Origin of the sequence: Paenibacillus sp. FSL H7-0326 (genome assembly GCF_001955535.1) — a bacterium.
GTDB classification, from domain to species: Bacteria; Bacillota; Bacilli; order Paenibacillales; family Paenibacillaceae; genus Paenibacillus; species Paenibacillus shunpengii.
Window position 1 is genome coordinate 814513 of the sequence record NZ_MPVN01000001.1, and the last position, 25178, is coordinate 839690.

26 protein-coding genes are annotated in these 25178 nt (G+C 45.9%); 5 read left to right on the forward strand and 21 right to left on the reverse strand.

Annotated features, from left to right (window positions below; all coding sequences use genetic code 11):
• Positions 1 to 2 precede the first annotated feature (2 nt).
• The 4 genes from BK126_RS03820 to hemE form a co-directional block, all read right to left on the reverse strand.
• Positions 3 to 755 carry a glycerophosphodiester phosphodiesterase gene (locus BK126_RS03820; RefSeq protein ID WP_076311361.1) on the reverse strand — a complete coding sequence of 251 codons (753 nt, stop codon included), beginning with the start codon at positions 753 to 755 and terminating at the stop codon, positions 3 to 5.
• 23 nt (positions 756 to 778) lie between these two features.
• Positions 779 to 2152, reverse strand: coding sequence for a CapA family protein (locus BK126_RS03825; RefSeq protein ID WP_076311362.1), 1374 nt, complete (start codon positions 2150 to 2152; stop codon positions 779 to 781).
• 216 nt (positions 2153 to 2368) lie between these two features.
• Entirely contained in the window at positions 2369 to 3313 is a 945-nt protein-coding gene (hemH, locus tag BK126_RS03830) for a ferrochelatase (protein ID WP_076311363.1), read from the reverse strand.
• A 27-nt stretch (positions 3314 to 3340) separates the two neighbouring features.
• On the reverse strand, positions 3341 to 4399 hold the full coding sequence (gene hemE / locus BK126_RS03835; RefSeq protein ID WP_076311364.1) for a uroporphyrinogen decarboxylase: 1059 nt from the start codon (positions 4397 to 4399) through the stop codon (positions 3341 to 3343).
• 258 nt (positions 4400 to 4657) lie between these two features.
• On the opposite strand from hemE, the gene BK126_RS03840 reads away from it, so the two are divergent.
• The gene (locus BK126_RS03840; RefSeq protein ID WP_076311365.1) at positions 4658 to 5863 is read left to right on the forward strand and encodes an MFS transporter; all 1206 of its coding nucleotides are present in this window, start codon (positions 4658 to 4660) and stop codon (positions 5861 to 5863) included.
• Between the two features lie 333 nt (positions 5864 to 6196).
• Positions 6197 to 7399: an asparaginase gene (locus BK126_RS03845; RefSeq protein WP_076311366.1), complete on the forward strand. Its 1203-nt coding sequence runs from the start codon at positions 6197 to 6199 to the stop codon at positions 7397 to 7399.
• A gap of 84 nt (positions 7400 to 7483) precedes the next feature.
• Here the strand turns inward: BK126_RS03845 and BK126_RS03850 are convergent, their stop codons facing one another.
• Complete coding sequence (locus BK126_RS03850; RefSeq protein WP_076311367.1) at positions 7484 to 8116, reverse strand: O-methyltransferase; 633 nt, start codon at positions 8114 to 8116, stop codon at positions 7484 to 7486.
• Positions 8117 to 8321: 205 nt separating this feature from the next.
• Between BK126_RS03850 and BK126_RS03855 the strand changes: the two genes are divergently transcribed.
• On the forward strand, positions 8322 to 9467 hold the full coding sequence (locus BK126_RS03855) for a THUMP domain-containing class I SAM-dependent RNA methyltransferase (RefSeq protein WP_076311368.1): 1146 nt from the start codon (positions 8322 to 8324) through the stop codon (positions 9465 to 9467).
• 146 nt (positions 9468 to 9613) lie between these two features.
• Entirely contained in the window at positions 9614 to 11581 is a 1968-nt protein-coding gene (locus tag BK126_RS03860) for an LTA synthase family protein (protein WP_076311369.1), read from the forward strand.
• 74 nt (positions 11582 to 11655) lie between these two features.
• Here BK126_RS03860 and BK126_RS03865 read toward each other — a convergent pair whose 3' ends face one another.
• From BK126_RS03865 to BK126_RS03920, 12 genes are all read right to left on the reverse strand, one after another.
• Positions 11656 to 11943 (reverse strand): hypothetical protein, encoded by a 288-nt coding sequence (locus BK126_RS03865; protein ID WP_076311370.1) that lies wholly within the window; start codon positions 11941 to 11943, stop codon positions 11656 to 11658.
• A gap of 78 nt (positions 11944 to 12021) precedes the next feature.
• Positions 12022 to 12246 (reverse strand): YuzB family protein, encoded by a 225-nt coding sequence (locus BK126_RS03870; protein ID WP_076311371.1) that lies wholly within the window; start codon positions 12244 to 12246, stop codon positions 12022 to 12024.
• A 45-nt stretch (positions 12247 to 12291) separates the two neighbouring features.
• On the reverse strand, positions 12292 to 12594 hold the full coding sequence (locus BK126_RS03875) for a heme biosynthesis protein HemY (protein ID WP_076311372.1): 303 nt from the start codon (positions 12592 to 12594) through the stop codon (positions 12292 to 12294).
• A gap of 141 nt (positions 12595 to 12735) precedes the next feature.
• Positions 12736 to 12987 carry a hypothetical protein gene (locus tag BK126_RS03880; RefSeq protein ID WP_076311373.1) on the reverse strand — a complete coding sequence of 84 codons (252 nt, stop codon included), beginning with the start codon at positions 12985 to 12987 and terminating at the stop codon, positions 12736 to 12738.
• Positions 12988 to 13087: 100 nt separating this feature from the next.
• Positions 13088 to 13972, reverse strand: coding sequence for a M14 family metallopeptidase (locus tag BK126_RS03885; RefSeq protein ID WP_076311374.1), 885 nt, complete (start codon positions 13970 to 13972; stop codon positions 13088 to 13090).
• Between the two features lie 189 nt (positions 13973 to 14161).
• Positions 14162 to 14968, reverse strand: a complete 807-nt coding sequence (gene racE / locus BK126_RS03890; RefSeq protein WP_076312530.1) for a glutamate racemase — start codon at positions 14966 to 14968, stop codon at positions 14162 to 14164.
• A 195-nt stretch (positions 14969 to 15163) separates the two neighbouring features.
• Positions 15164 to 15502, reverse strand: a complete 339-nt coding sequence (locus tag BK126_RS03895; protein ID WP_076311375.1) for a YtxH domain-containing protein — start codon at positions 15500 to 15502, stop codon at positions 15164 to 15166.
• Between the two features lie 6 nt (positions 15503 to 15508).
• Positions 15509 to 15970 carry a DUF948 domain-containing protein gene (locus BK126_RS03900; protein ID WP_076311376.1) on the reverse strand — a complete coding sequence of 154 codons (462 nt, stop codon included), beginning with the start codon at positions 15968 to 15970 and terminating at the stop codon, positions 15509 to 15511.
• A 111-nt stretch (positions 15971 to 16081) separates the two neighbouring features.
• Entirely contained in the window at positions 16082 to 16981 is a 900-nt protein-coding gene (locus BK126_RS03905; protein ID WP_076311377.1) for a DUF4261 domain-containing protein, read from the reverse strand.
• Positions 16982 to 17076: 95 nt separating this feature from the next.
• Positions 17077 to 17520, reverse strand: coding sequence for a DUF86 domain-containing protein (locus BK126_RS03910; RefSeq protein WP_076311378.1), 444 nt, complete (start codon positions 17518 to 17520; stop codon positions 17077 to 17079).
• Between the two features lie 154 nt (positions 17521 to 17674).
• A complete protein-coding gene (locus BK126_RS03915; protein ID WP_076311379.1) occupies positions 17675 to 17962 on the reverse strand; it encodes a Dabb family protein in 288 nt (95 codons plus the stop codon).
• Between the two features lie 152 nt (positions 17963 to 18114).
• A complete protein-coding gene (locus BK126_RS03920) occupies positions 18115 to 18699 on the reverse strand; it encodes a phage holin family protein (protein WP_371264515.1) in 585 nt (194 codons plus the stop codon).
• A 316-nt stretch (positions 18700 to 19015) separates the two neighbouring features.
• Here BK126_RS03920 and BK126_RS03925 point away from each other — a divergent pair, with 316 nt between their 5' ends.
• Positions 19016 to 19606, forward strand: coding sequence for a helix-turn-helix domain-containing protein (locus BK126_RS03925; protein WP_076311381.1), 591 nt, complete (start codon positions 19016 to 19018; stop codon positions 19604 to 19606).
• Between the two features lie 85 nt (positions 19607 to 19691).
• On the opposite strand, the gene BK126_RS03930 is transcribed toward BK126_RS03925, so the two are convergent.
• From BK126_RS03930 to BK126_RS03945, 4 genes are all read right to left on the reverse strand, one after another.
• Positions 19692 to 21380, reverse strand: a complete 1689-nt coding sequence (locus BK126_RS03930; RefSeq protein WP_076312531.1) for a ribulokinase — start codon at positions 21378 to 21380, stop codon at positions 19692 to 19694.
• Between the two features lie 191 nt (positions 21381 to 21571).
• On the reverse strand, positions 21572 to 22726 hold the full coding sequence (locus tag BK126_RS03935) for a sn-glycerol-1-phosphate dehydrogenase (RefSeq protein ID WP_076312532.1): 1155 nt from the start codon (positions 22724 to 22726) through the stop codon (positions 21572 to 21574).
• Between the two features lie 169 nt (positions 22727 to 22895).
• Complete coding sequence (locus tag BK126_RS03940) at positions 22896 to 24044, reverse strand: ABC transporter permease (protein WP_076311382.1); 1149 nt, start codon at positions 24042 to 24044, stop codon at positions 22896 to 22898.
• 1 nt (position 24045) lies between these two features.
• Positions 24046 to 25170, reverse strand: coding sequence for an ABC transporter permease (locus BK126_RS03945; RefSeq protein ID WP_076311383.1), 1125 nt, complete (start codon positions 25168 to 25170; stop codon positions 24046 to 24048).
• Between the last annotated feature and the right edge of the window lie 8 nt (positions 25171 to 25178).

Sequence of the window (25178 nt, forward strand, 5' to 3'; positions counted from 1 at the left end):
ATTTAAGATTTAAACCATTTCATTGCTTTTTTAGCAAAAGCCTTTTGCCATAATTCCGGATTGTTCGTACACAACATAATATCCTGATCTATTACTGCCAAATTGCGCATAATTCTGGACGAATCTACGGTCCAGGCCATGACATCAATTCCGCTTTTTTTCATGTCGCTTATGAGCTGCTTATTCACATGAGGATAACCTATAGACAGCAGATCACATTTAAGCTCAATAAGTTGACGTGCAAGATCGGGCGGATATGCATTAATGATAAGTCCTGTTCGAGCAAACCGATGAATTAACTTTACTTTAACAAGTGATCTGCGGTCAAATGAAGTAATCACATAATCTGCTTCGTTCCATCTGCCGAACAGCTCCCTTAACACTGCTGCTGGCATGTGAGGATACATATCCCCCGTCGTCTTGAGCTCAATATTCAGCTTGACCCTTCCCCTTATCCGCTCCAATACTTCAGCCAGAGTTGGAATTCGTTCGCCCGCGTATTTCTTCGACTTCCAGCTGCCTGCATCCAGCTGTTTAAGCTCGTGCAAGGTCATGTCCTTCACAAACCCCTTGCCGTTTGTCGTTCGCTCGAGCCGATAATCATGGATGACAACAGGATAGCCGTCCCGGGATAGCTGAACATCCAGCTCGATCCATTGAACCTGCGCCTGCTCCATTGCAAGCTCAAAGGCAGCCATCGTATTCTCCGGAGCAAGTGAGGAATAACCACGGTGTGCTACACAAGGATTGTTCATCTCCATCTCCTTACACCTATAATTTAATCTGCTGCCGATATGGAGCCATCTGCTCCTACCTTTACGTCAAACGATCTGAGCTCCAGCTCTTTCAAAAGAGCAGCCCCATCCTTATTCTCCATAGGGACCGGCTGCCCCAGCTCGGCATGATAAGGGGTAGCCTTCATCGTGCAGGCCCCATTCTTCTGGCAGCGGGCCTGGAATACGGCGGTTCTCCATGTCTCCTCATTTGTGGATCTTGAGAATATAAAATTGCCTGTACTGTAAGCAATCCATTTTCCTTTATAAGATTCCAGTCCCTGCAATACGTGAGGGTGTCCGCCAATGACCAGATCTGCACCTGCATCAATAAATTCATGTCCCAGCTGTGTTTGGATATCGTTTGGCATCGTCTGACGCTCCTCGCCCCAATGAGACATGACAATGACGAGGTCAGCCTCTTTTCTCGCTTGCCCTATCGCCTTAACAGCATCTGTACTATTATATGCATCTGCAACACCTGGTTTTCCTGATTCAGCTCGCCAGCTTGCTTCAGGAATAACTCTTGTGAAGCCGAGCAGTGCTATGCGCATTCCCTTGACCTCATAATAGACGGGAGCATAGGCAGTCTTGCGATCCAATCCAGCACCAACATAATTTATTTGATAATCCTTCAAATATTTGAGTGTATCGGCAAGTCCTGCCTGCCCTTGATCCAATATATGATTGTTTGCCAGATTAACGATGTCCACTCCTGCTTCCTTCATCGCTTCAAGGGCCTTAGGAGAGGATTTGTACACGTAAGATTTGCCGAGTGCCGCCTCTCCTCCTGTTGTCACCGGTGTTTCCAGATTGATGAACGTAAGATCATCGTTCTTAAAAAGATTGCCTAGATGAAGGTATGGATAATCAAAGCCTTCTCTCTCAAGCAATTCCTCGACTTTACCTGAGAACTGCACATCACCCGCAAAGCTCATAACGACGAATTCACCATCCGCAGGTTCAGCAGACTTATCGGCAGAATCACCTTCGCCAGTCTTCGGGTCTGATTGCTCTTCAGCTTGCTCGGCGGTCGAGGAAGTCGTATCCTCTGAAGCTTCATTCAGCTCCTTATCTTCTGATGATGAAGTGTTCGAATTATCCTCTTCGGATTCAGATGAGGCCCTCTCTCTGTTGTCAACCTCTGCTGTATTCCCAGTCTCATTCGACTCCTGCTCATCCTGGTTCCCTTCAATACTGGATAAGGATACGCCCGGATCTTCCGCAGGACCTGTCAGACCCCCTACTGAATTAAAGTATATGATAATACCTGCGATACATAAAATAAGGACAACGTTCAATGTAACCCACATTTTGCTTCTTCTGCGCTGTTTCGCTTTTTTCGCAGCCGAATGCTTCTCTGATCTTGACGGCAGCATACTCTCTCCTTCTACTTATTCCTGTTCTTAATGAATCAATTAATTCTAATAAAATCCAAATCTATTATACCAGTAAAAGGATATTTCTTGAATCCGGCTATATACTCAGGCTGACGATAGATCAGCAATAAAAAAGAGCCTGCATCCGGAGTGGATGCAAGCCCTCATAGTCTAGCAGACCTTTTATAAAAGCTCCCTACAGTATTATCTAAGAGCTCAGTTTATTCCTTGCCATGATTTAATGACACAGTCACTCAGCGTCTCCATATACAATGGATCATTGTTAAGTGAATCGATCCGCATTAGACGCATATCGAGCTCCTTCGCGATCGCTTTCGCTTCAATATCCAGATCGTACAGCACTTCAAGATGATCAGATACAAAACCTACCGGTGCCACGAGAACATCCTCAACCTGTTCCTTGCTCAGCACCTGCAGGGTGTCGAGAATATCTGGTCCGAGCCATGGGGTAGCTGTCTGACCGGCACTCTGCCATGTAAACTGCCAGTTCTCTATACCTGCCTGCTTGGCAACTGCCTTGGAGGTTTCCAGCAGCTGCTCCGGGTATGGATCTCCCATCTCTACAATCTTCTCCGGCAGGCTGTGCGCACTAAACAGAACGCGAACCGAATCGCGCTTCGCTCCTGCTTCTTCAAATTGATCGAGCTTCGCACTAACGCGTATAGACAATGCTTCAATCAGCTTCGGATGCAGATGATAGGATTCTACAAAGCTCATTTCAATCCCATGCTCTTCAGCCTTCGCTTGTGCTCTTTTGATATAGGACCCAATGCTCATCATAGAGTAGTGAGGGGCTAGAACGATACCTACCGCTCTCTTAATGCCGTCCTTAGCCATTGCATCCACACCATCTTCAATGAACGGACTTGCATGCTTTAAGCCTTGATAACATCGGAATTCTACCCCGGAGGCTCTCTCATCCTGCGCTAACGTCTTCTCAAGGGATTCCACCTGATTGTTCGTATGCTCGCGGAGAGGGAAGACCCCGCCGACGATGGCTTCATATCGCTCCGTAAGTTCGCGAAGCTGCTCCTCAGATGGCTTATTGCCTCTTCTAATATGTGTATAATAAGCTTCTATATCTTCCATACTTTGTGGTGTGCCATACGACATGACAAGCACGCCTACTTGGTTGCTCATAGTAATTCCCACCTTGTCTCTATATGTTTATAGGTGTGCATTCTGAACCTTCAGCGCTTCAGCTGAGTATTCGTGCACATAATCTGTCAGCTCCTTGAGCTTGTCAATAGAAGCCTCGGGAAACAGACCATGCCCCAGATTAAATATGTATCCAGGCTGCTGAATTCCTTCGTCAATAATAGTTTTTGCATACTTCTTAATGACTTCAATAGGTGCTGTAAGTACGTAAGGATCGAGATTCCCTTGAACAGCGAACTTATTCCCCAGTCTTCTTCGACCTTCATTAATGGACACTCTCCAATCCAAGCCCACTACATTCGCCTTGATGTCTGAAAGTGTAGGAAGCAGCTCGCCCGAGCTGACGCCTGGAAAATAAATTTTCGGAACGTCCAGATCAGATAATTCTTCGAAGATGCGCGTAATGGTTGGCAGGACGTAAATTTGGAAATCGGCAGGAGACAAGGCCCCAACCCAGCTGTCAAATACCTGGAATGCTTTACCGCCATTCTGAATCTGATGCCTTACATAAGTAATAACCATATCGCCGAGCTTATCCATCAATTGAAACCAAACTGCTGGTTCGCTGTACATCATTTCTTTGGTTCGAATATACCCCTTTGAAGGGCGGCCTTCGATCAAATAGCTGGCAATGGTAAACGGCGCGCCGGCAAAAGTGATGAGAGGAACCGTGAGCTCCTTATCCAGAATACGTATCGTCTCCATAATGTGCGACAAATCCTGTTCAACATTAATTGGACGAAGCTTCTCTACATCGGCTGAAGAACGGATCGGGTTGTGAATAACAGGTCCTACATCCTTCACAATATCAAAATCAATACCGATGGAAGCGACCGGATTCATAATATCTGAATATAAAATTGCCGCGTCTACTCCCAATTTACGTACAGGCATGAGGGTTACTTCTGCAGCGAGCTCCGGCTGCTTGCAAATCTCAAGTAAAGTGTACTTCTCTTTGACCTTGCGGTATTCGGGATCGTAACGCCCAGCTTGTCTCATATACCATACGGGGAGCTGATCTACAGGCTGCTTATACCCTGCTCTAATAAACCTATCGTTATATGCCATTTCTTGGCCTCCAATAATGTCGTTTCTTTAATTTCCATTATGCCCTTTTTAAAACCAGCTAACAAGTAAGCGAAATCGAACATCCATTGACAATTGGATGAAGGTTCCCTTAAGCAAATGAATGCAATCTGAAGAACCGATAAAGCAATGATTCATCAAGTACCGCACAAAAACCACTCCTCCTGTAGTGTGTTATACTAAAATAATGGCAACAATTGAACCGTACGTAAGCGGCAGAAAGGAAGTGACCCTCATCAATTGAAATCATGGAAAATTAACCTTATCGTGCTATGGTTCGGACAATTTCTAGTAAATGCCGGCATGACAATGGTTACTCCCTTTCTATCATTATACCTTGCCCAGGATTTGGGAGTAACCGGTGAACGTGAGATCGGACTGTGGGCGGGATTTATCTTTGCAGCCAATTTTGTTACCTCCTTTATATTTCAGCCCCTATGGGGTAAGCTTGCTGACAAATACGGCCGCAAAATCATGCTGCTGCGCTCAGGCTTTGGCATGGCCATTGTTATTACCCTCATGGGTTTTGCACAAAACCCATGGCATTTGCTGTTTCTTAGATTACTGAACGGAACAATCTCAGGCTTCAATCCGGCAGCCGTCGCACTGATTTCGGGAACGACACCAAAAGACCGAATGGGATTTGCCATGGGAACTGTTCAATCAGGTCAGGTTGCTGGAACTATTCTGGGCCCCTTAATCGGTGGCATATTAGCTGACCTCGTGGGCTTTAGACCTATTTTCTATATCACAGGCATTCTGATCTTCTCTGCTTCACTGCTGGCATTGTTTCTTGTCAGAGAGAACTTTGACCGTGAAGAGGCTGCACAATTGCCAGCACAGACGGTACTGGGAGGACTGCACCAGCTGACCAAAACGCCTCAGCTGCCGGCGCTGTTCGCCGTCACCTTCTTGCTGCAATTTGCTATGATCAGTCCCATGTCTTTACTTCCGCTATATGTACTTCACCTGCATGGTACGGTAGAGAATCTCGCCTTCTTTGCGGGGATGGTCAGCGCTGTTGCAGGCATATCCAATATGATCGCTTCACCCCTCCTTGGGAAGCTGAGTGACAAGATCGGTTCGCATCGAATACTTACCTTTGCCCTTATCGGAGCAGCCTTGACCCTGATACCTCAAGCTTTTGTACAAAATGTCGGTCAGCTGATCGTGATTCGTTTCTTAATGGGCATATTTATGGGCGGCCTTCTGCCAAGTGTCAATTCCTTGATTCGTTCCTATACACCGGACGGAATGGAGAGCCGTGCGTTCGGGTTCAACAGCAGCACTCTGGCGTTAGGAAATATGATAGGTGCTGTAGCAGGCGGCTTCTTATCAGGCTTTATAGGCATTGAAGGCTTGTTCATCATCTCGGGCTCGCTTCTGTTGGTCAATGTGATCTGGGTGCGGATGAAGCTGTACTCACGGAAAAAGTCATCTGTATAGCAGAGCATCAAACATAGCTATTTATCAAAAAAAGACATTCTACCTGCAAGTTATCAGAGTAGAATGTCTTTTTTATGTGTATACGTATCTCGCCATAAATTGTGTGAGGATATATAACACAAAACTCGTATTCATCGATTTAATTGAAACTTAAAACATTCGAAACAAAGTTTATTTTCCTTAGATTTCTTTAACTATTATGGTATTATCTCTTAATTTCTATAGTTATCAGATGTTTACTCTGTTTTTTATAGTTTGTAATTTTATCTAACATGAATATAGAATACTCCTCAAGACTACATACCAAAATTTGCATTAGAGGAGTGTAACGGAATGAAACCTAACAACAGATTCAGTAAACACTTTGCCCTAGCCGCATTGACCGCCTTAACCTTGTCTCTATCCCCCATCCCATCTACTGCCAGCGCGGCGACCGTTGTCGTGCAAGGAACAACCTCTCCTGTTCAGTCCACTACACCGATCCGCAATACGACGATCCCTCCTCTCACTGAGGCTGCCAAAGCCTCCGAATTACCCAATGTTCTTGTCGTTGGAACAGGCGGTACGATTGCAGGACAATCTACTGATGAGACCAGCTTCACCAGCTACAGGGCAGGTTCACTTGCGATCGGTGACATGGTGGGCTCTCTTCCTAACCTGGACAAGCTGGCTGAAGTGAACACGCTGCAATTTGGCAATTCAGGCTCTTCTGCCTATACCATACCCGACCTATACGATCTGTCGATGTCGGTAGATAAAGCGCTTGAAACCTATGACAGTGTCGTGGTTACAACAGGTACCGATACCATGGAAGAGATTGCTTACTTCCTTGATCTTACGGTTCAAAGCGATAAGCCGGTTATTATTACAGGCTCCATGCGTCCTTGGACAGTTATCGGCTCTGATGCACAAGCCAATCTGTTCAATGCGATTAAGCTGGCTGCAAGCGGACGCACAACTTCCTTTGGAACTGTATTGATGCTCAACGATACGCTGCATTCTGCACGAGGTGTAACCAAAACGAATGCTTATCGTACCGACACCTTTGAGACCCCGGTGCTTGGCGCTCTCGGATACATAGATGGAGATAATATCCGTATCTATCGTGCTCCTGCCCGGGCAATGAAGCCGGAAGGTACAGCGAAGCCTGTCTTCAACCTTTCCAAAATTTCAAAAGAAAAGCTGGCCGATACTAAAGTTGAGATCGCGATCTCTTATCAACAAGCAGGAGCTGGTGCGATCAGCGGGTTCGTAGCGAACGGAGCCAAGGGTATTGTCACCTCCGGAACAGGTGCAGGCGGAATCTCCAGTGCGATGAGTGCCGAGAGAAAAACAGCCATTGAGGAAGGCGTTGTCTTCGTAACCACGACTCGTACCGGTTCAGGAAGCGTCTATAGCGGCGGCGAGGGTATCATATCGGGAGATAATCTCAGCCCGCAGCATGCTCGCATCCTGCTGCTTCTCTCTTTGGCATTCACAGATGACTTCGATACAATCAAAGGCTGGTTTGAAACCTACGGTAAATCCGAAGTATAATCGGCATCATTATTTTCTTATCCGTTGTTATACATGAACGAACACCCTCGATAACAAGCATTCGAGGGTGTTCTTTGTCATTGTTTATTTTACATATGCAATAGCAAGTCCGTCATATGCCGGAATCAATGTACTGATTAATCGGTCATCCGAAGCCATCAGCTCATTAAATCTTCTGACAGCCTGGACCGAAGGACCATTCTTCTCATGATTTAAAGTTCTTCCGCGCAGGAAGCAATTATCTCCAACAATTAGAGCACCTGGATTTGACAATTCAATTGCATATTCTAAGTAAACCGTATAATTCAGCTTATCAGCGTCAATAAAAAAGAAGTCAAACTTCTTCCCTTCCTCCTTCATGCGTGCCAAGCTATCTGCGGCCGGCCCTATTCGATATTCCACTCGATCACCGAAGCCTGCTTTGCTCAAATGCTCGTAAGCCAGCGCAGCGTACTCTTCTTTAATTTCAAGTGAGGTTAATCGGCCTGTCTCCCCTAATCCTCTGCTTAAACATATGCCGCTGTAGCCACCCAGTGCACCGATCTCCAATATCTGCTCTGCACGCGAGGTCCGTACAAGCATTGTGAGGAGCCGCCCATATGCCGCTGCAACCGATACTTCAGGCATACCGCGCTCTTTAATGGCTTCAAGCACTTCCTTCAGCATTTCATCCTCTTCATATAATTTAGATACATAATCATCTGGTGTAATCATCATCGGATATGGAATCCCCCTTAAATAACTTTCCTTCTTCATTTAATTAATTTATAATAAATGTTTGTTTAATTAAGCTGAGAACGGTGCGTACCTTATTGTACTGGTACAAGCCTTGGCAAGCAAGGCTTGCTGAAAATATATTGGGGCATCCTATTCGTAATTGAACTCAAATAGAATGTCACCAGGATGGAGCTGAAGCAATTCAATGCAACCTTTGCAATTAATCGCAACAACACCGATGGGACTAGAAGCTGTCGTATCTAGAGAATTAAAACTGCTCGGTTATGAAGATATAACTGTAGAGAACGGTCGAGTAACCTTTGCGGCCGATTTCATCGATATTGCCCGGTGTAACCTGTGGCTTAGAAGCGCCGACCGCATACTTGTTAAGATGGGCGAGTTCAAGGCTACCACCTTTGATGAATTATTCGAAGGAACCAAAGCCCTTCCATGGCAGGAATGGATCCCTCAAAACGGCGAGTTCCCCGTAGAAGGAAGATCTCATAAATCTCAGCTTAGCAGCGTGCCTGCATCTCAAGGGATTGTCAAAAAAGCAATCGTCGAGAAGCTGAAGCAGACCTATCATACAGAATGGTTCCCGGAGAACGGCGCCCGCTTCGTCATTGAAGTTAACCTTCATAACGACATCGCACTTCTGACCCTGGATACAAGCGGAGCAGGCCTTCACAAACGGGGCTATCGCAAGCTGGTTACAGAAGCTCCGCTCAAAGAGACATTGGCTGCTGCTCTCATTCAGCTCAGCCGCTGGGGCCCGCACCGTCCCTTTTACGATCCATTCTGCGGGTCAGGAACACTGCTTGTTGAAGCGGCAATGATCGGCTGGAATATCGCTCCTGGTCTTCGTCGTTCGTTTAATAGCGAGCATTGGCCGCTCGTATCCAAGGAACTATGGGATGAAACGCGTGAGGAAGCTTTTGACTCGGTTAAAGATGACATCCCTCTGCAGATTGCCGGCAGCGATGTAGACCCGGGAGCAATTGAGGTTGCTCAAGCTGCGGTCAAGAGTGCCGGCTTCGCCAAGGAAATTAAGCTCGATGTTCTGCCTGTAGCCAAAGTCCGCTTGTCCGGAGAGTACGGATGTCTTATTACCAACCCGCCATATGGTGAACGGCTTGGAGAACAAGCTGAGGTAGAGAAGCTCATTCGTCAGCTTGGACGAGTGGCAGCCGAGGTACCGACCTGGTCCTTCTTTGCCATTACGTCAACCAAATCGTTTGAACGATACTTCAATCAGAAGGCCGATAAGCGCAGAAAGCTGTTCAACGGACGTATCGAGACCCAGTATTATCAATTCTTAGGTCCTCTGCCTCCCAAACCCGCTCGAAACTAATGCATGCATCTTGAACACAAAAGAGTAAACCTTATGACGTTTACTCTTTTTGTGTTCAGTATGGTGCATCATTCGAATTTCATAAACAACTGTACGGAGAGATATAATGTAACTTGTATCATGTACGTTCAAAGGAGGAACCATGCTTGTCCAAGCGATTTAACACACCTTCATATACATCCTCCCGATACATAAAGTGGAGGAGTTCACGTTATTTCTATTACCTCATATTTGTGATCCTGATGATTCTCAAGCTGGGATACTTCCACAGCCAGCTTAATGCAAGAAATATTGATATGAATTTTCTCGATTATGTGATTAGTTTCGGATCTTTGCTGCTCGTCTCCTTCTGGGTGCTATGGCTCCCGCAGCGTGCAAGAATGATCGCCCTGATTGTCCTGGATGTGCTGCTCAGTGCACTCATCTATGCCGACCTCGTCTATTATCGGTACTTCCAAGATTTCATTACCATTCCTGTACTGCTGCAGGCTGGTCAATTAAGCTCGGTGGATGACAGTATTTTCTCACTTCTGAGATTCGCTGATTTGTGGTTTTTTGCAGATCTACTGCTGCTTGCCGTATATTCTGTATGCGTTCTCCTCCTCTCTAAGCGCACAGTTAGAGCACGAAGCGCACATAAAGAATATGCACCTAAGTGGCAGCGATTCCTCAGCGGCACTCTTGCACTTGTGATCGGTGCAGTTCTTACCTTTGGACCCATTGAATTTTACAATCGCACATGGGCGGTCGGTTTGTTTACAGGCAACTGGTGGAACCTCAGCCTATATAACGTGACTGGCTTGCTCGGATTCCACGGCTACGATCTATACCGGTATAACAAGGAGCGGCAGAATAGCCAAGCAGGCCTGACAGATGAGGAAATGAACGAGGTTAAGCAATACTTTGATCATAAGCAGCAGCAAGCGCTAAAAGCCGCCTCATCGGACACTTTTGGCCAATATAAAGGTAAGAATGTCATGCTTGTCCAGGTTGAAGCTTTGATGAATTTTGTGATTAACAAAAGTATAAACGGTCAGGAGGTCACCCCGCATCTCAATGCATTAATGAAGGACAGCTTATATTTCAAAAATTTCTATCATCAGACCGGTCAAGGACGAACCTCCGATGCTGACTTATCTGCCAACATCTCGCTGCATCCTCTGCCGACAGGCTCTGTATTCACCCGCTACCCGGATCATATGTATGACTCACTCCCGTCTGTTCTCGGAGAGCAAGGGTATTACACGGGCGCTTATCATGCTTACGAGAGCAGCTTCTGGAACCGATATACGATGTACAGCCACATGGGATATGACGAATTCATGAGCAAAAATGATTACACGATAGACGAGCCGATCGGCTGGTCGCTGGGAGACAAGTCTTTTTTCCGGCAATCGCTGGATCAACTGACTGGCACCAATGAAGAGCCCTTCTACTCCTTTATGATTACATTAACGAGCCATCATCCCTATACGCTTCCAGAATCTATACAAGAGCTGGATGTGGGCCAGTTTAACGGAACTCTGTTTGGGGACTATCTTCAGGCCGTACATTATTCAGATGCGGCACTCGGAGAGCTTATTGAACGGCTGAAGAAGGAGGGGCTGTGGGAAAATACCCTATTTATGGTCTACGGCGATCATGACAATTCTCTGAAGGAGCAATCCAACTATGAGGCCTTTCTCGGCAAGAGGATTGATGAGCTCCAGATGCATCAAATCATGAACCAGGTGCCACTTCTCCTCCATCTACCTGATGGAGCACGTTCTGGAGTATATCTGGAGCCAGCAGGTCAAATGGATATCGCACCAACCCTTCTTCATCTGCTCGGTATACCGACAGATTCGAAGTATTTCATGGGGAATGACCTGCTGAACAGCCGAAATCGGATGGTTGTACTTCGTACAGGCGCTTTCGCTACAAGGGAATTGTATTACATCCCTTCAGACGATTACCGCTTTGAACATGGGGGCTGTTATGATGCTGAGTCAGGAGAGCAAACAAACGTAAACGCATGCGAAGCTACGTTTGATAAAGCAAAGAACCAGCTGTCAATATCTGATCGTGTAATTACTTATGACCTCATCGCGAAGCTTCGTGATTCGTCGAAGTAAGGGCTACTGATTTTAATATCGATCATCAACAAACCCCCGTCTCTGATGAGAACGGGGGTTCATTGGTATGCAGGTCAGTTGTCTTCCGGCTTCTTCGATGCCAGGCTGGCATGGAGTGATGTGAGACGTTCCTTTTCTTCTGAGAGGATTTCCTCTGCAAACTCAGTACCGCTGTAGTTCAGCTGCTGCCGGGCTACCGCTACTGCATTCTCTGCACGCAGCAATCGCTTATTCGCTTGATCGAGCATATCTGGTGTAGGATGCGACATCGCTTGGGATACCGCATGATGCAGTTTTTTTACTGAGTTGGAGGCTTGCGCCACCGTCGTGAAGGATTGCAGACTGGAATGATCGTGTTTCATATCGAAGCACACTCCTCTCTCAAAGTCCCTGCTACACCTGTTAGCATGGATATTAAGAAAGGTCGTTATGCACAGAACTTAATTTTTAATGAATGGGGCTGCCTTGGCAAGCACTTCTTCCTCTGTCGGTGCGCTGATGTATCGTCCATTAATAAATACAAAAGCTCTTTTGCCGCAGGGTCCGCAATAGGATTTGCAGCCTACCTTGATCTCGGCATCTGGAGCCATCTTCTGAAGCTTAGGCACCAAAGACTTTAATTTGACATGCTTACATTTATCACATACTCGAATATCGTTAGCCATGTACTCCCCTTCTCACAAGAAAAACATCATTCGGCTTCTTAACAATTAGTCGTGGAAATGATTCCCTTGCGCAGGATTTGTAATAACAAAACCTTCTTTAGGGAAGTACAAATAATCCACTTTGATGCCATCCAGCATCGGCTTGCCAGTTTCAAGGATCAGGTCGATTTCTTTATCTGTAGATACAACCTCATCATTCTCTTTAGGTGTATCAAAGTCAATTCCATAGTGTACATGATCTCCATGGTCGAGCGTAATCAGGACGCGTACATATTTACCTTCATTCTCAGGAAGTGCCAGCTCACGCTTAAGCACTTTAGCGGCATTACGAGTAATTTTTGCTTTCATTATAATTTCATCTCCTAGTGTCATCTATATATAGAAACTGTTAGCAATTTATAATTGGCTCAATTTCAATACCCTATATTTTAATCAAGATGCGTGTATTTAGCAATATCTGCAGATTGAATCCATTTCATCATTCATCAATTATTTTCGAACTGCTACATTAGGATATTTGCGTTCTGCCCTCTGAACAAACCAGTTCATGAGAAACATCGTGACCCCGATATCATCAATCGGGAGGAGTGGCAGCACATCAGGCATAACCCAATATACCGCGGCAGGAACCAAGAAGAGAAGCTTGTCCTGCAATTTAACTTCTGAAGACATTAGAAGAGCAGGCATCCTTTTAAACACATGAGACCACGACTTTAGTGAAAGCAGCTTCTTCCATTTCATGATGATCATTCTCCTTCCGGGTTATTACTATCATAACATACGTGTAAATTCAGGGGAGGTTTCCATACCTCCCTTAGATCATTGCTCTTAACTCGAGAGATCAGCGAAGAAGCAAGCGGATGGCAGACACCATAAGACGCTCGACCTCAGCAGCAATCGGAGTATATTGATGAACCGGCAGCGGATTAGTCCCGAGTCCGGTTTCAACGGTAAAGCCCGGTCTGCCATACTCCTGAATAAACCAATCTTTATATCCTGCATCACTTTCCGTCAATTTAACCGGAGCATACCCTGTTGCTGCAGCAAGCTGCTGTGCCCATTCCTCACTGAACGCAGGCTCGTAATCACGATAGTTCCAGTATATTTCTTCCCCTTGACTATGCAGTGCGATAATCATGTCAAATTTCTTATCCTTCGTCCATTCTGCCAAGGCTCTGGACTCGGGTTCAGTCAGGGGATGTTCTCCTCCATAATCTCTGGGTCCAGGGCAAGTGACGGAACGGCGTCTCGCTTCTTCGTAAAAATGAGCAGGAAATTGATCGTTGAGATCTATGCCCCGAATGTTCGCCTTCCAGCCCGAGAAGTCAGAATTGCCGCCATTCATTTCTAGGAGCTCTGTGGAGAAGGGATGAGCATCTGGTCCATTAAGAACCAATTCTATGCCATCAGGATTAAGCATCGGCACCACCCATAGGGTCACTTGTTCAGACCATCCATCGGATAAGCAGCCCTGCCAATCCTGTTGTTCTTCTAGAGCGGTCATATATTTTTTGACAAATTGCATCAGACAAGGAACGTTCAGCCACTCATTCGCATGCATACCTGCATTGACGTGAAGCTGAATCGGGCCCTTTCCGATCCTGATGTATGGTATCTTTTTTCCAAGCACACTGCAGCCCATAGTCCCCAGCTCACTCATCGACATTCTTAAGCTTTTTATGTGATCAAGGTCTTGTTCAAGCTCATGATACCCGTATAGATTCATCCCTTATCTCCTCCTATAAACTAAGTGAAGGTCAAGAACCATATTTACGTGCAGTATATGCTGCTATTCATTATATTCGTGATAAATCCCTAGGGAGGAATTGAGATGTCACTAAAATATGCATAAAAAAGACAGCCTTGTTCTTTGAACTCTGCAGTTCAATGTCAAGGCTGTGTTATTCTTCAAGCGTTACAGTTTGGATACCTGCCATACGACCGGGGTATTGCGGATCTGCTCTCCTAGCCAGGATCTTGCAATGCTTTGAAACATGACCGGATCACCTGAGCAGAAAAACTGATGAACTGGCGTTTCATCGCCAATGGCGAGCTTTCCCTTGTCATATAAGATCGTGCTCGTTTCTCTAGCAGTCTCATCCGCAGAACTAATTAATTTGACATGAGGACCCATTACCTGACCAATCGTCTCCATCAAGAACGGATAATGAGTACAGCCTAGTATAAGGGTGTCGATTGGTTTGTCTTTCATGCCATTCAAGGACTCACTGACAGTGGATCTCGTATGCTCGGACCTGAAATCCCCCTGCTCTACCAGCGGGACAAGAGCGGGACAAGCCTGACTCATAACGTTGATATATGGAGACAGCTGCTTAAGTGCTGTGGTATACGCTCCGCTGTTGATTGTACCCATCGTACCGATGACTCCAATATTACCTGTCTTGGTGGCCGTTATTGCTGCTCTGGCACCAGGATGAATGACACCGATCACCGGAATATCTACTTTCTGGGATATATGGTCCAGCGCAGCTGCTGTTGCCGTATTACAGGCAATAACGATAACTTTTGGGTCAAATTGAATCAGAAAATCTACGATTTGTTCAGTAAATTGTTTTACTTCCTCGGACGATCGGGGTCCGTATGGTGTGCGGGCCGTATCTCCAAAATAAATGACTTTTTCCCGCGGAAGCTGACGCATCACTTCTTTGGCTACAGTCAGCCCCCCAACACCAGAATCTAAAATTGCGATAGCTTGTTGCACGAACACACCGCTTCCTTCTTTACATATTTCCATCCCTTTTCAATCCTACCCTATGATTCGGACGGCAAAAAGGTACCTACATCTTACCCGATTTAGTATAGACGTGTAAACCAAGCTCAGCGCAAAAAGGCCTTTTGCCTCATCCCTACACTTACAAGGGAGCGGCAGCAAGGCCTTTACCACGTATCTTTACGCCTATATTGTATCATCCTTTGCTGCTTCGTCAGCAGCCTGCTCAGTCTTTGCAGTTTCACTGATACCAGACACTTTAGCAACCTGATTTTCTGAACTGACGCCCCGGATTTCTTGCAAAAAGACTTCTGTCGATTCCTTCACTTTGGAAGCAATCTTTACACTCTGCTCGCTGACTTTCTCGGCCAGGTTCTGCCCCTTCTCTGTAACCAGCTTGGCGTTATCCGCAATATCCTCGCGAAGCTCTGCTCCGGATTTGGGGGCAAATAGCAGCGCTGTAATGGATCCAGCAATCGTTCCAATCAGTGTACCCCATAACAAGCTCTTGTTCGTATCTTTCATACCTGCTCACTCCTTCTCAAGCGGGCGGGAAGCGCCCGGAGCAGGAGTATTACGCTGCCATGTGTGCCATACCGTCATGGCCGCATCAACGTATCGGAACATTTGCCCCAGACGCTGTTCATTGTCCTGGTGTGCACCATCCACATGCTTGTGCGCTGAACGAGACAGCTTGAGGCTGATCTCATCCATTGTACGACTTACCTGCTGCAGCACCATTCCAAGCGAAGCAATCGATTCAAAGAGAGGGGCTGACTTCTCCAGATGTCCCTGCATATCCGATATCGCTTTATTCGTACCTTGAATCATGGCTGAGGTATCTGCAGCGAGTAAATCTGTTTTCTCTTCAAGCTGACTTACACTGCGTTTAACCTGCTTCATCAAGCTTTTTGCTTCAATAAGCACCAGTACACCGGCCGCTGCCAGGATAACAAAAGCCCCTGCCATCAGCGCTACACTCCATGCGATCATGTTCCAACCCTCCTGCTAACCGGGCGAACGCCCATTTTTTAGTTAATGCATTATAAGCAGGAGGAGTCTGAATTGACACAACAAAATTCAATAGATCACAAACCATTCAGATTAGGACGAGATGTTCCCGGCGTAATAGGGTGCTCCTGGGTCCAGATCAATGACATATCGTAGAGGTGAAACCAATGATTCCTGATGTTCACAGCGCCAGCGTTGTTCCCCGGATGAGCCCAGCAGCTGACCATCCTGTATCACATCACCCTGATCAAATATATAATAAGCCGCACCGTATAAGGTACGTGCTACGACGTCCGGATCCATTCCTGCAAAATGACATTGAAAATCAGGCACCCCTAGTGAGGATAAACCAACCGTATCCATCACCAGCTCACGTCTAGCTTCACTGCCTCCCGCTTGATACAGCCTTACATTCATCGCACCATATAGATGATCCCCATTTTCGAGCGCTTTGACATAAGCAGAAGGCTTCACCAGTTTGTCACTGCCGTAAAAGTAAACCGCTTCACAAGGCGTAACTTCTAAAATAGCGAGTAACGCCTGCTGGAACAGCTTCAGTCGTTCTTTATGCGGCAGGCCCGCCGTAAACATATCATGGATGCGAATCTGATACTGGCACAGGCCCGTAACCTCATTTGCTTCGCTCCAATGCCAGGACTGCTCCACAGCACCCTTGAACCGGTTCTTGTCTTGAATCTTGTGGACAGGCAGAATACAGGTCTGTGCAGGAACGGTCCCGTCTTCAAAATTAACCATATGCTCCATATGCATTATGACCAGAAGATCCTGTTCTTTATCTGCTGCCTCGGCCTGATTCTGAGCCTTACTCACGGCGTCCTTGTTAACAGGTCGTTTCATCACTCTTGCTTTCCCGGTCAAACGCTTCATGACCTCCATCAGCTTCTCTTCTTCCAGCTGAGGCATGTCCTTGAATAAAAGCTCGGCCATATATACCGGATGAAATCCGGAGTTGTCTTTCTTACGATCTGACATGATATATCCTCCAAACCAAATAGGTGAATCCATTACATTACGAAATTTGATATTACAAAAATTTGATACAACTAGAAATTTTTAATCTATTATTTCTAGTTCCGTGATTGTTGGAACGGTCCGAGTTCTTTTTCAAGATATAAGCGAATTTGATCTGCGAACCGATCCAGCACATCAGGAAGCGTCCGGGTTACCTTATGCAGGCTTGTCCGATCCCATGCATAATAATCCTGTACGAGCGGCTTCCGCAGCGGCACAAGCTCCATAAACAGCTTATAGCTCTCCTCATCAAATGCCCCTGCTTCATGAACGATTTCAATGATGTCTTCGTAGCTGCTCGCGTCCCGGAGAATAAATCCATCAATCAGATAACTGCCTACGTCGGTTACAATCTCTAGAGCCAAATGCAGGGAGCGCTCCTGAACGAAGCCAAGGATAATTCCCCCATCCCAGTTCTCCTGTGCATGACGGAGTCCAGCTGTAATCTCGGGAATAGCTGACAAGCGTAATTCGATTTGATCTGTATTTACATAGTACAATACGTTCACATCCGTTTCGTCGGTAATCAGTTACGTCTATTTTTTCGTTTCAGCCAAAAGAACATTACCGGGCATGCAATTAAAATGACGATCAGTATTAACATCGTTTCCATTACATCTTTTAAATCGCCCACCTGCTACTCCCCTTTGTAAGTTAGATTTCGTAATCGACTGCAACAGAAGAATCCTTCACAACACTCATGTGCTTAATAATCTCTTGATGAACGGGATGAACCTGATAGGCCTCCAATGCCTCCAAGGAATCAACGACTGCGGTCAGAGAAATGTCGAAGGAACGCTCCGATTTCAAGACATCCACTCCAATCTCCAATGATTTCAGCAGCTCAATTCTGCCATCCATGCTGCGCAGTATACGAGCTGTCTCCTGAATGCTTGCCTCTGAGCGGTCCTTTAATTTGAAAAAAACAATATGTTTAATCATTATAATAGCTCCTTATCCTATGTCATGAGTTAATAGAGTTGATTCCGTTTACAAAAAATATAACATAAACACGAATAAAGTGGTAAATGAATCACTGATCGTTTTCTGATGTGTAACTTGTCCAAGATCTTACTCCAGCAAAAAAAAGGCCTCTATTGCTCAGGCCCTTGTGATTCTGCTTCCTGATTCTCCCTTCGATCCTTCCGCGGTCCAAATTGACTTAATATATCTTCGTCAACCGAGTATTTGACTGCTTCAAGCTCTGCATCTTCAGGATCTGGTCCGGTGGTATCTGTCGTTTCATCCTCCTCTGCGCGTCTGCGTAATGCTGCTTCTTCATCATCCTCTGCCTGCTTCTTAACCAGCTCTATGATCTCTCTTAATTTGGCGGGGAGTGGAAGCCCGATTCGGCTGTAATTCTCGGTAATGGAGATCAATTCGTTCGCCAGATAAAAGTACATCGCCCCTCCTTTAATGACATCTGTTCCAATCAGCTGATCGATCTGGTGGGCAAGTAAAATAACAAGCAGCATCAGACCTTTGCGAGTCAATCCCCAAAATCCAATCTTGCTGTTCAACTTGCTGCCAGTACGGATTACAGCCGCAACCCCGGTAATATAATCAATGGCCATCGCAATACATAGCAGGATAAGCAGCTGTGTCCATCCACCAAACGCAAAGGTGAAGAATGCCCCTACGAATCCGAGGAGCATATTGATTAATGCCGGACTCATCATGCCCCCTCCTCTTCTTTTTCTCTCTATTAATCTATGAAAATTATGGAAAGATGACACGATTATATTTGATTTTTATGAAATCAAATGTTTGTCCATTTTTGAGTCTTTAGGCCTATTTTTAATCGGCTTTACCCTGTTTTCGTTGGTCTATACTAACTCCACATACAATTAATAGGAGAAAAACGAGCGGATTCATAGTCCGATTTTCCCTTAACAAGGCTCCTCGTATATGAATATGCTTTCAAAGGTGGTTATGTCGACACTTGAAACGACTGCTTATTTTGTTGTAGTATTTGTTTAAAAAATCGGAGGAAATATGCCTAAACAACAAGAACAACATTCGATCCAGGCGTGGTCTCTGATCAACCGCAAATATCTGGGAAAAGGCGTACGCGTAAAGCGATTCCGCAGGCCGACACGCTGTCAGGTTCGCAACCGTATATTGCTTGCCGTGCTCATGGCAAACGACATCAAATTATCACAGTTGGCTGAAGATCTCTCGATCTCATCAAGAAGTGTCAGCGCATGGGTGTATGAAGGTCGAATTCCTGGAAGCACTAATCTGGATAAAGTATGTCAATTACTCGGTTATCCGCGCCATATTTTGTTTAATGAAGATGTCATTAGAAGCAGTCCTGTCATTTGTCAGCCGGAACCATCCCGATTTATGAAGCGAACGGTTACGCGCTCGCCAGTGAGCAATCGGATCTTAACCGGATTATGCATGGTTCATGACTTATCCGTTACAGATGTGAGTCACTGGATTGGAGTACACCCGGGAACATTCCGTAAATGGCTTCATCAAGGAACGATGCCCTCTTCGGCTTTCCAGGATCAAGCAGAACAGTTTTTCAAAGTTCCAAAATCGATTCTTTTTGCTGATATCATTTTAAAACAGAATTCATAATATCTCCCTTATGGGTAAGAGAGCACTCCCTGCATGAGCTGACTGCTTCTGCAAGGAATGCTCTTTTTTTACCTTCTTACCTTGTTTATACACGTACGGTTTGCCCAGCAGCTTCTTCCTTAAGAGACTTCAGCTTCTTCATCACAGAATGGGGATCATGACCGAAATAATCGTGCAGTCGATTATACTCTGCATATATTTTTTCATAAACCTCAGAATGCGCTGGTATCGGTTTGAAGGTCTCATCTCGAACTCTCGCCATCCTTGCCGCTGCGTCTTCAATACGATCATATCCGCCTGATTTCGCTCCTGCGGCAACAGCTGCGAACATAGCTGCTCCTAGAGCAGCCGTTTGGGTTGAAGCAGCTACTCTGATCTCACGTCCAATGATATCTGCATATATTTGCATGAGAAGTTTATTTTTCTGAGGCAGCCCTCCGCATGCGTATACGATATCTACATTCAAACCACCACGCTCAAATGCATCGATGATCTTGCGAGTACCGAAGGCCGTTGCTTCAAGTAATGTTCTGTACAACTCTTCCGGCTTCGTCTGCAGCGTATACCCTATAATCAGTCCGGTCAGATTGGCATCCACCAAGGTGGATCGGTTGCCGTTCCACCAATCGAGGGCGAGCAGCCCGGTCTCTCCAGGCATGTATGAAGAGGCTTTATTCTCCAGCCATTCATGTACGGTGAGTCCTTCCTCTTCAGCCCATTCCTTCACTTCAGAAGGCACACCGTTCTCTACAAACCAGGCAAAGATATCGCCTACAGCTGTCTGACCGGCCTCATAGCCATAGTATCCAGGAATAATACCATTTCGAACGACACCACATATACCCTCTACTTCCAGCTCCTCTTCTCCGAGCAGCAGATGGCAGATTGAAGTACCCATTGTCATCACCAGTTTACCCGGCGTCACAACGCCTACAGCAGGCACTGCCGCATGAGCATCCACATTCCCGACAGCTACCGCAATCCCTTGGGCAAGGCCCATGGCGTTCGCCATCTCCCGGGATAATCCGCCAGCCCAGCTCCCCTGTTCAAGAATATCGCCTCGCAGCTTCGTTTCTATCACATGTTCAAGTCTTGGATCGAGAGATTTGAAGAATTCATGGTCCGGATATCCTTCATCGTGATGATAGAACGCCTTGTAGCCTGCTGCACATTGGCTGCGCTTCAGCTCACCGCACAGCTGCATGATTATCCAGTCTCCCGCTTCAACAAATCGATCTGTAAGCTGATAAATATCCGGTGCTTCATTTAGGATCTGCCAGACTTTTCCGATCATCCATTCCGATGAAGATTTACCGCCATATCGCTTAAGAAAGACTTCTCCGCGCGCTGCTGCAGTCTCATTAATCCGGTCAGCCTCACCCTGAGCCGCATGGTGCTTCCAGAGCTTTACCCAGCTGTGCGGATGGCTTGCGAGCTCGGGCCTTAGACAGAGGGGCTGACCTAACAGATCAATAGGCAGCATGGTGCATGCGGTAAAATCGATTCCGATTCCAATGACGTCTTCCTTGCCTATACCCGCTGCCTGCATAACTGCCGGCACCGAGGTCATAAGCACCTCCATGTAATCCGCAGGATGTTGAAGTGCCCAATCCATTTCCAGCTTGTGACCGCTTACAGGAAGCCTCTCATCAATAACACCGTGCCGATATGGAGTAACATGAGCAGCTGCTTCGGTTCCGTCAGACAGCTTCACAAGCACTGCCCGACCCGATTCCGTTCCATAATCAATACCGATCGTATATTTTTCGCTCACTTCGCACATTTCGCTCTTCTCCTTCAACTCCTATGTCAATACCATCTATTATAAATTTGTACGTACAATTTAACTGTTCTTAACCTATTGGTTCTATAATTTATAGATTCGCGTAAATAAAGGACCTTTTCAACTTCGGTAGTTAGGAGAAAAGGTCCTCGCTGCTGATATTACAGCCTGCAAATTCCCGACTATGCCTCGTGCCCTGTCTTTATCTCATTTAAATATTTGAGCCCTGTGTATCTCGCTCTTAAGGTATGCGCGGTCCTCATCGCACGCTCCAGTTGTTCATCGGTTACACCGAGCTCTTGGATCGTAGAGGGGCCTCCTGTGCGGCTGAGCCATTGCTGCATTTGCTCTCTCGCAGGCAAATCCTTGTAAGCATCAAATGCTTCTTCCTGCCCGCTCTCATAGAGCGAACGGTATACATCTGAGAGCAGGGCTGATGCAACGCCAACTTTTGCTCCATGCAGAATTGCTTTTTTACCCTGCTGAAGGAACTCCATCTCCAGACGATGAGAAATATGATGCTCCCCTCCGGAGGCTGGACGGGAGTGATCAATGATCAGCATCGAGATGCCAGAAGCAATCAGCGCTTCCATCAGAATTCTAACTCCCTGTTTGCTGCCCTCGGCGATCTCATTCACGTGATGAACACACTCCATCAGCGCTTCTTCCGTCATCCGGTAGGCAAGCGGACAATACGGTTCTTCTCCAAGATCACGTGATATTTTCCAGTCGGCAAGGGATGTGAATTTACCGAGCATATCACCAAAGCCAGCAGCCGTCATCACTTGTGGAGCCTTCGCCAAAACGCTCAAATCTGCAAAGATCGCCTCCGGCGGGATCGCTTGAAAGGTCTGTTTCGTACCATCTACAATAAGAGGGGCACCTGCGGAAGTGAAACCATCCACAGACGCCGCTGTGGGAACAGATACAAAAGGCTTGTTCATCTTGAAGCAAACAAATCGGACAAGGTCATGAATCGTACCGGAGCCAACTGCGATGACCGCATCGGTATCCTTCGAGACACCTAACAGAACTTTAACGATAAATGCTTCGTCTGCGACAACCTCACCTCCAGTGTTTCCAGGCAGGAACAGCTCTTTAGTAATGACTCCCGCTGATTTTAGATAAGTGATGATTTCATCGCCTGCAGCTTGTTTGGTATGCTCATCAAAGACAACCGTCACTTTTTTATAATTCTGCTTGCTAAGATAAGGGGTCAATTGCGCAAGTGCCCCATCCTCCAGACATATATGCATTTCTACCGTACGGTGCGGATTACCGCATGTACATTGACCTGCTTCCTTATTCCACTCTGCAATACGTTCATTCAAACTTATACCCATCATCCAAACCTCCTGTATGCTCGTTTCTACTCCTAGTTTCCAATATGTACGTACAAATTGTCAAACAAAAATAAAAGACAGCAAGGATGCTGTCTCTTATTCAGGAACCCAGCTTAACTCAGGGTTATTGATGTTCTTCTCGAGATTAGGCGAAATCCTGAATTTAAATAAAGGTTCTTGTATCATTGTTTCGACTGAAATTATAGATTGCGACCAGCGTAAGTGCAGCAGCAAAACCGATCAGAGTAAGCAAATTCAAATATAGTCCGGCCAGCGAAGCTCCGTTCTGCAGCTTGTTGACAGTCTCCAGAAGCCAGTATTGCGGCATGAAGCCTGAGAGCTGTCTGAAACTCTCTGGAATGATCTCGAGAGGAAAATAACATCCGGCAATCAGACAGCTGGGTGTAATAATCAGATTTTGGAGTGCTCCTGCCATTCTGGCCCCTTTGGCAAAAGAGATGATCAGGAGTGCTAAACCGATGGCGGTCAAACCGAATAACATCATAATGATAACAAATTGTATCGCAGGTATTCCCGAATCAATGTGCAGCACTTGTTTCATGAAGAACACTGTAATGATGATCTGCACAAACAACATGATAAAATTAACGATCACATTAGATAAAACGTAAGTTTTGGATGATATCGGTGATGCCATGATCCGGAAAAATGTCCTGTTTTCTTTCTCTTTTAAAATAAAAGAAGTCAAGTTAGCCGAGGAGAACATCATAAGCGCAACGAGGAAGCCAATCGTTTGGTACGTCGCATTTTTAACTGCCGCCGTATCCTCTACCTTCACGGAAGAGAGCTTAAAGCGCTGAGTACTGTAATCCTCGTAGAGCGACATGAAGACTTCCTGATCTCCTGCAGCATATTTTCCGAGCGCTGCAACATTACTAATATAGCTGTGAAGCATGGATTTTACATAGGCGGTTACCTCGGCTCCCTTTACAGATATCATTTCGATATGATCCGGAGCACCCTTCTGGACACTTGCTGCAAAGCCTTGCTTAAAGACGACCGAAGTATCTGAATTTCCCGCTGCAATATCCTTCTTCATGGTCTCTTCATCCGTAACTGTAATCTGAACCTTGTTTAGCTGCTGTAAAAAAGAGATCGTATCTTGTGTGATCTTATGCTCTCCATCCAGATTAACGAGGGTCACCCGCAGAGGAGCACCGCTGCCTCCGCCATAAATCGCCATACTGACTAATGCCGCTGCTATAGGAAGAACAAACAGAATTAAAATATTCACTTTTTTTCGAAGCACGCTAAGTATGGTTTTTCTCGTCAGCCATAGCAGATCCTTCATTCTATTCTCCCCCTGTCTTATGCATAAATGCTGCTGAAAACACAAGCAGGAGAGCACTAATGCCCACATTAAGAGCAATAACCGGAATAACGGCTGCTGCATTACCTGCAAATATAACTTGCATTAGTGCCTGGTTAGACCAATAAATAGGCGAGAAATGAACAATATAGCTAAGCAGACCATTCTCTGTATGGATCGGGGCATAAGCTCCCCCTACAAAAGAGGCAATTTGGATGATGATGACCAGAATGGCATGACTTGCTCCATCTTTAAACAGATAGCTGCAAGCAAGACCCAAACTGACCGCGAGGAGAACTTCAGTGAATAACAGTCCAAATACGGCAGTATAGCTTGAGCCCCAATCTGCTTGGAATACATACTTGCTAAACAACACAACCACAGCAACACATAGAAAGTTTATCCACGTAGATGACAAGATTTTGCCTGTGAATATCGCTTTCTTGGAAACAGGAGAGGCGTACAAGCGAATATAAGTTCGACGAGACACTTCGCCTCGAATTAAATAACTTGCAGATAATGCACTGTAGAGAGCAATCATCGTAGACATGGTAATGGCGTAATAATCTATGGAGCTGGGTTGCTTATCCGGGATTAATGAGGCCTCCTGGATGAAGCTGCCATAAGCGTATTTTGCCTCTATAATTTGCTCAAGCGCCGCTGGGTCAGACTTTCCTACTGCAGAGAAGAGATTATACTGATCCACGAACGAGGTAAGCATCCCCTGGACAATGTTATTCTCAATAGAATTTGTCGGATTACCGAAATACAATATCCCATCATTGGTTAGCTCTGCATAAGCGGTATGCTGATCTTCCTGCATCAACTTCTGACCATCGATCTCTTTTGTTGCTAAAGTGATCGCTACCCCTTCCTGCTCAAGCGCATCCATAAAGCCCGACCAGGAAGCACTCAGCTGTTCTTCACTAGTATGATCTGTATACATCAAGCTCAAAGAGTCCATTTCGTAATCGCTGGAGAAGGCATTCGTTAATGCACTCCCAAGAATAAGCATCAGAACGATGGGGAAGGCGATCATGAATATAAACGTTTTAAAATCCCTTAACTCTGTCAGCAATTCTTTCCGAATGATATGAATAATGTTCATTTTATCCC

Coding starts and splice junctions, on each gene's coding strand:
- BK126_RS03820 (WP_076311361.1), bottom strand. CDS start 755: ATGAACAATCCTTGTGTAGCACACCGTGGTTATTCCTCACTTGCTCCG.
- BK126_RS03825 (WP_076311362.1), bottom strand. CDS start 2,152: ATGCTGCCGTCAAGATCAGAGAAGCATTCGGCTGCGAAAAAAGCGAAA.
- hemH (WP_076311363.1), bottom strand. CDS start 3,313: ATGAGCAACCAAGTAGGCGTGCTTGTCATGTCGTATGGCACACCACAA.
- hemE (WP_076311364.1), bottom strand. CDS start 4,399: ATGGCATATAACGATAGGTTTATTAGAGCAGGGTATAAGCAGCCTGTA.
- BK126_RS03845 (WP_076311366.1), top strand. CDS start 6,197: ATGAAACCTAACAACAGATTCAGTAAACACTTTGCCCTAGCCGCATTG.
- BK126_RS03850 (WP_076311367.1), bottom strand. CDS start 8,116: ATGATGATTACACCAGATGATTATGTATCTAAATTATATGAAGAGGAT.
- BK126_RS03855 (WP_076311368.1), top strand. CDS start 8,322: ATGCAACCTTTGCAATTAATCGCAACAACACCGATGGGACTAGAAGCT.
- BK126_RS03865 (WP_076311370.1), bottom strand. CDS start 11,943: ATGAAACACGATCATTCCAGTCTGCAATCCTTCACGACGGTGGCGCAA.
- BK126_RS03870 (WP_076311371.1), bottom strand. CDS start 12,246: ATGGCTAACGATATTCGAGTATGTGATAAATGTAAGCATGTCAAATTA.
- BK126_RS03875 (WP_076311372.1), bottom strand. CDS start 12,594: ATGAAAGCAAAAATTACTCGTAATGCCGCTAAAGTGCTTAAGCGTGAG.
- BK126_RS03880 (WP_076311373.1), bottom strand. CDS start 12,987: ATGAAATGGAAGAAGCTGCTTTCACTAAAGTCGTGGTCTCATGTGTTT.
- BK126_RS03885 (WP_076311374.1), bottom strand. CDS start 13,972: ATGAATCTATACGGGTATCATGAGCTTGAACAAGACCTTGATCACATA.
- BK126_RS03895 (WP_076311375.1), bottom strand. CDS start 15,502: ATGAAAGATACGAACAAGAGCTTGTTATGGGGTACACTGATTGGAACG.
- BK126_RS03900 (WP_076311376.1), bottom strand. CDS start 15,970: ATGATCGCATGGAGTGTAGCGCTGATGGCAGGGGCTTTTGTTATCCTG.
- BK126_RS03905 (WP_076311377.1), bottom strand. CDS start 16,981: ATGTCAGATCGTAAGAAAGACAACTCCGGATTTCATCCGGTATATATG.
- BK126_RS03915 (WP_076311379.1), bottom strand. CDS start 17,962: ATGATTAAACATATTGTTTTTTTCAAATTAAAGGACCGCTCAGAGGCA.
- BK126_RS03920 (WP_371264515.1), bottom strand. CDS start 18,699: ATGATGAGTCCGGCATTAATCAATATGCTCCTCGGATTCGTAGGGGCA.
- BK126_RS03925 (WP_076311381.1), top strand. CDS start 19,016: ATGCCTAAACAACAAGAACAACATTCGATCCAGGCGTGGTCTCTGATC.
- BK126_RS03940 (WP_076311382.1), bottom strand. CDS start 24,044: ATGAAGGATCTGCTATGGCTGACGAGAAAAACCATACTTAGCGTGCTT.
- BK126_RS03945 (WP_076311383.1), bottom strand. CDS start 25,170: ATGAACATTATTCATATCATTCGGAAAGAATTGCTGACAGAGTTAAGG.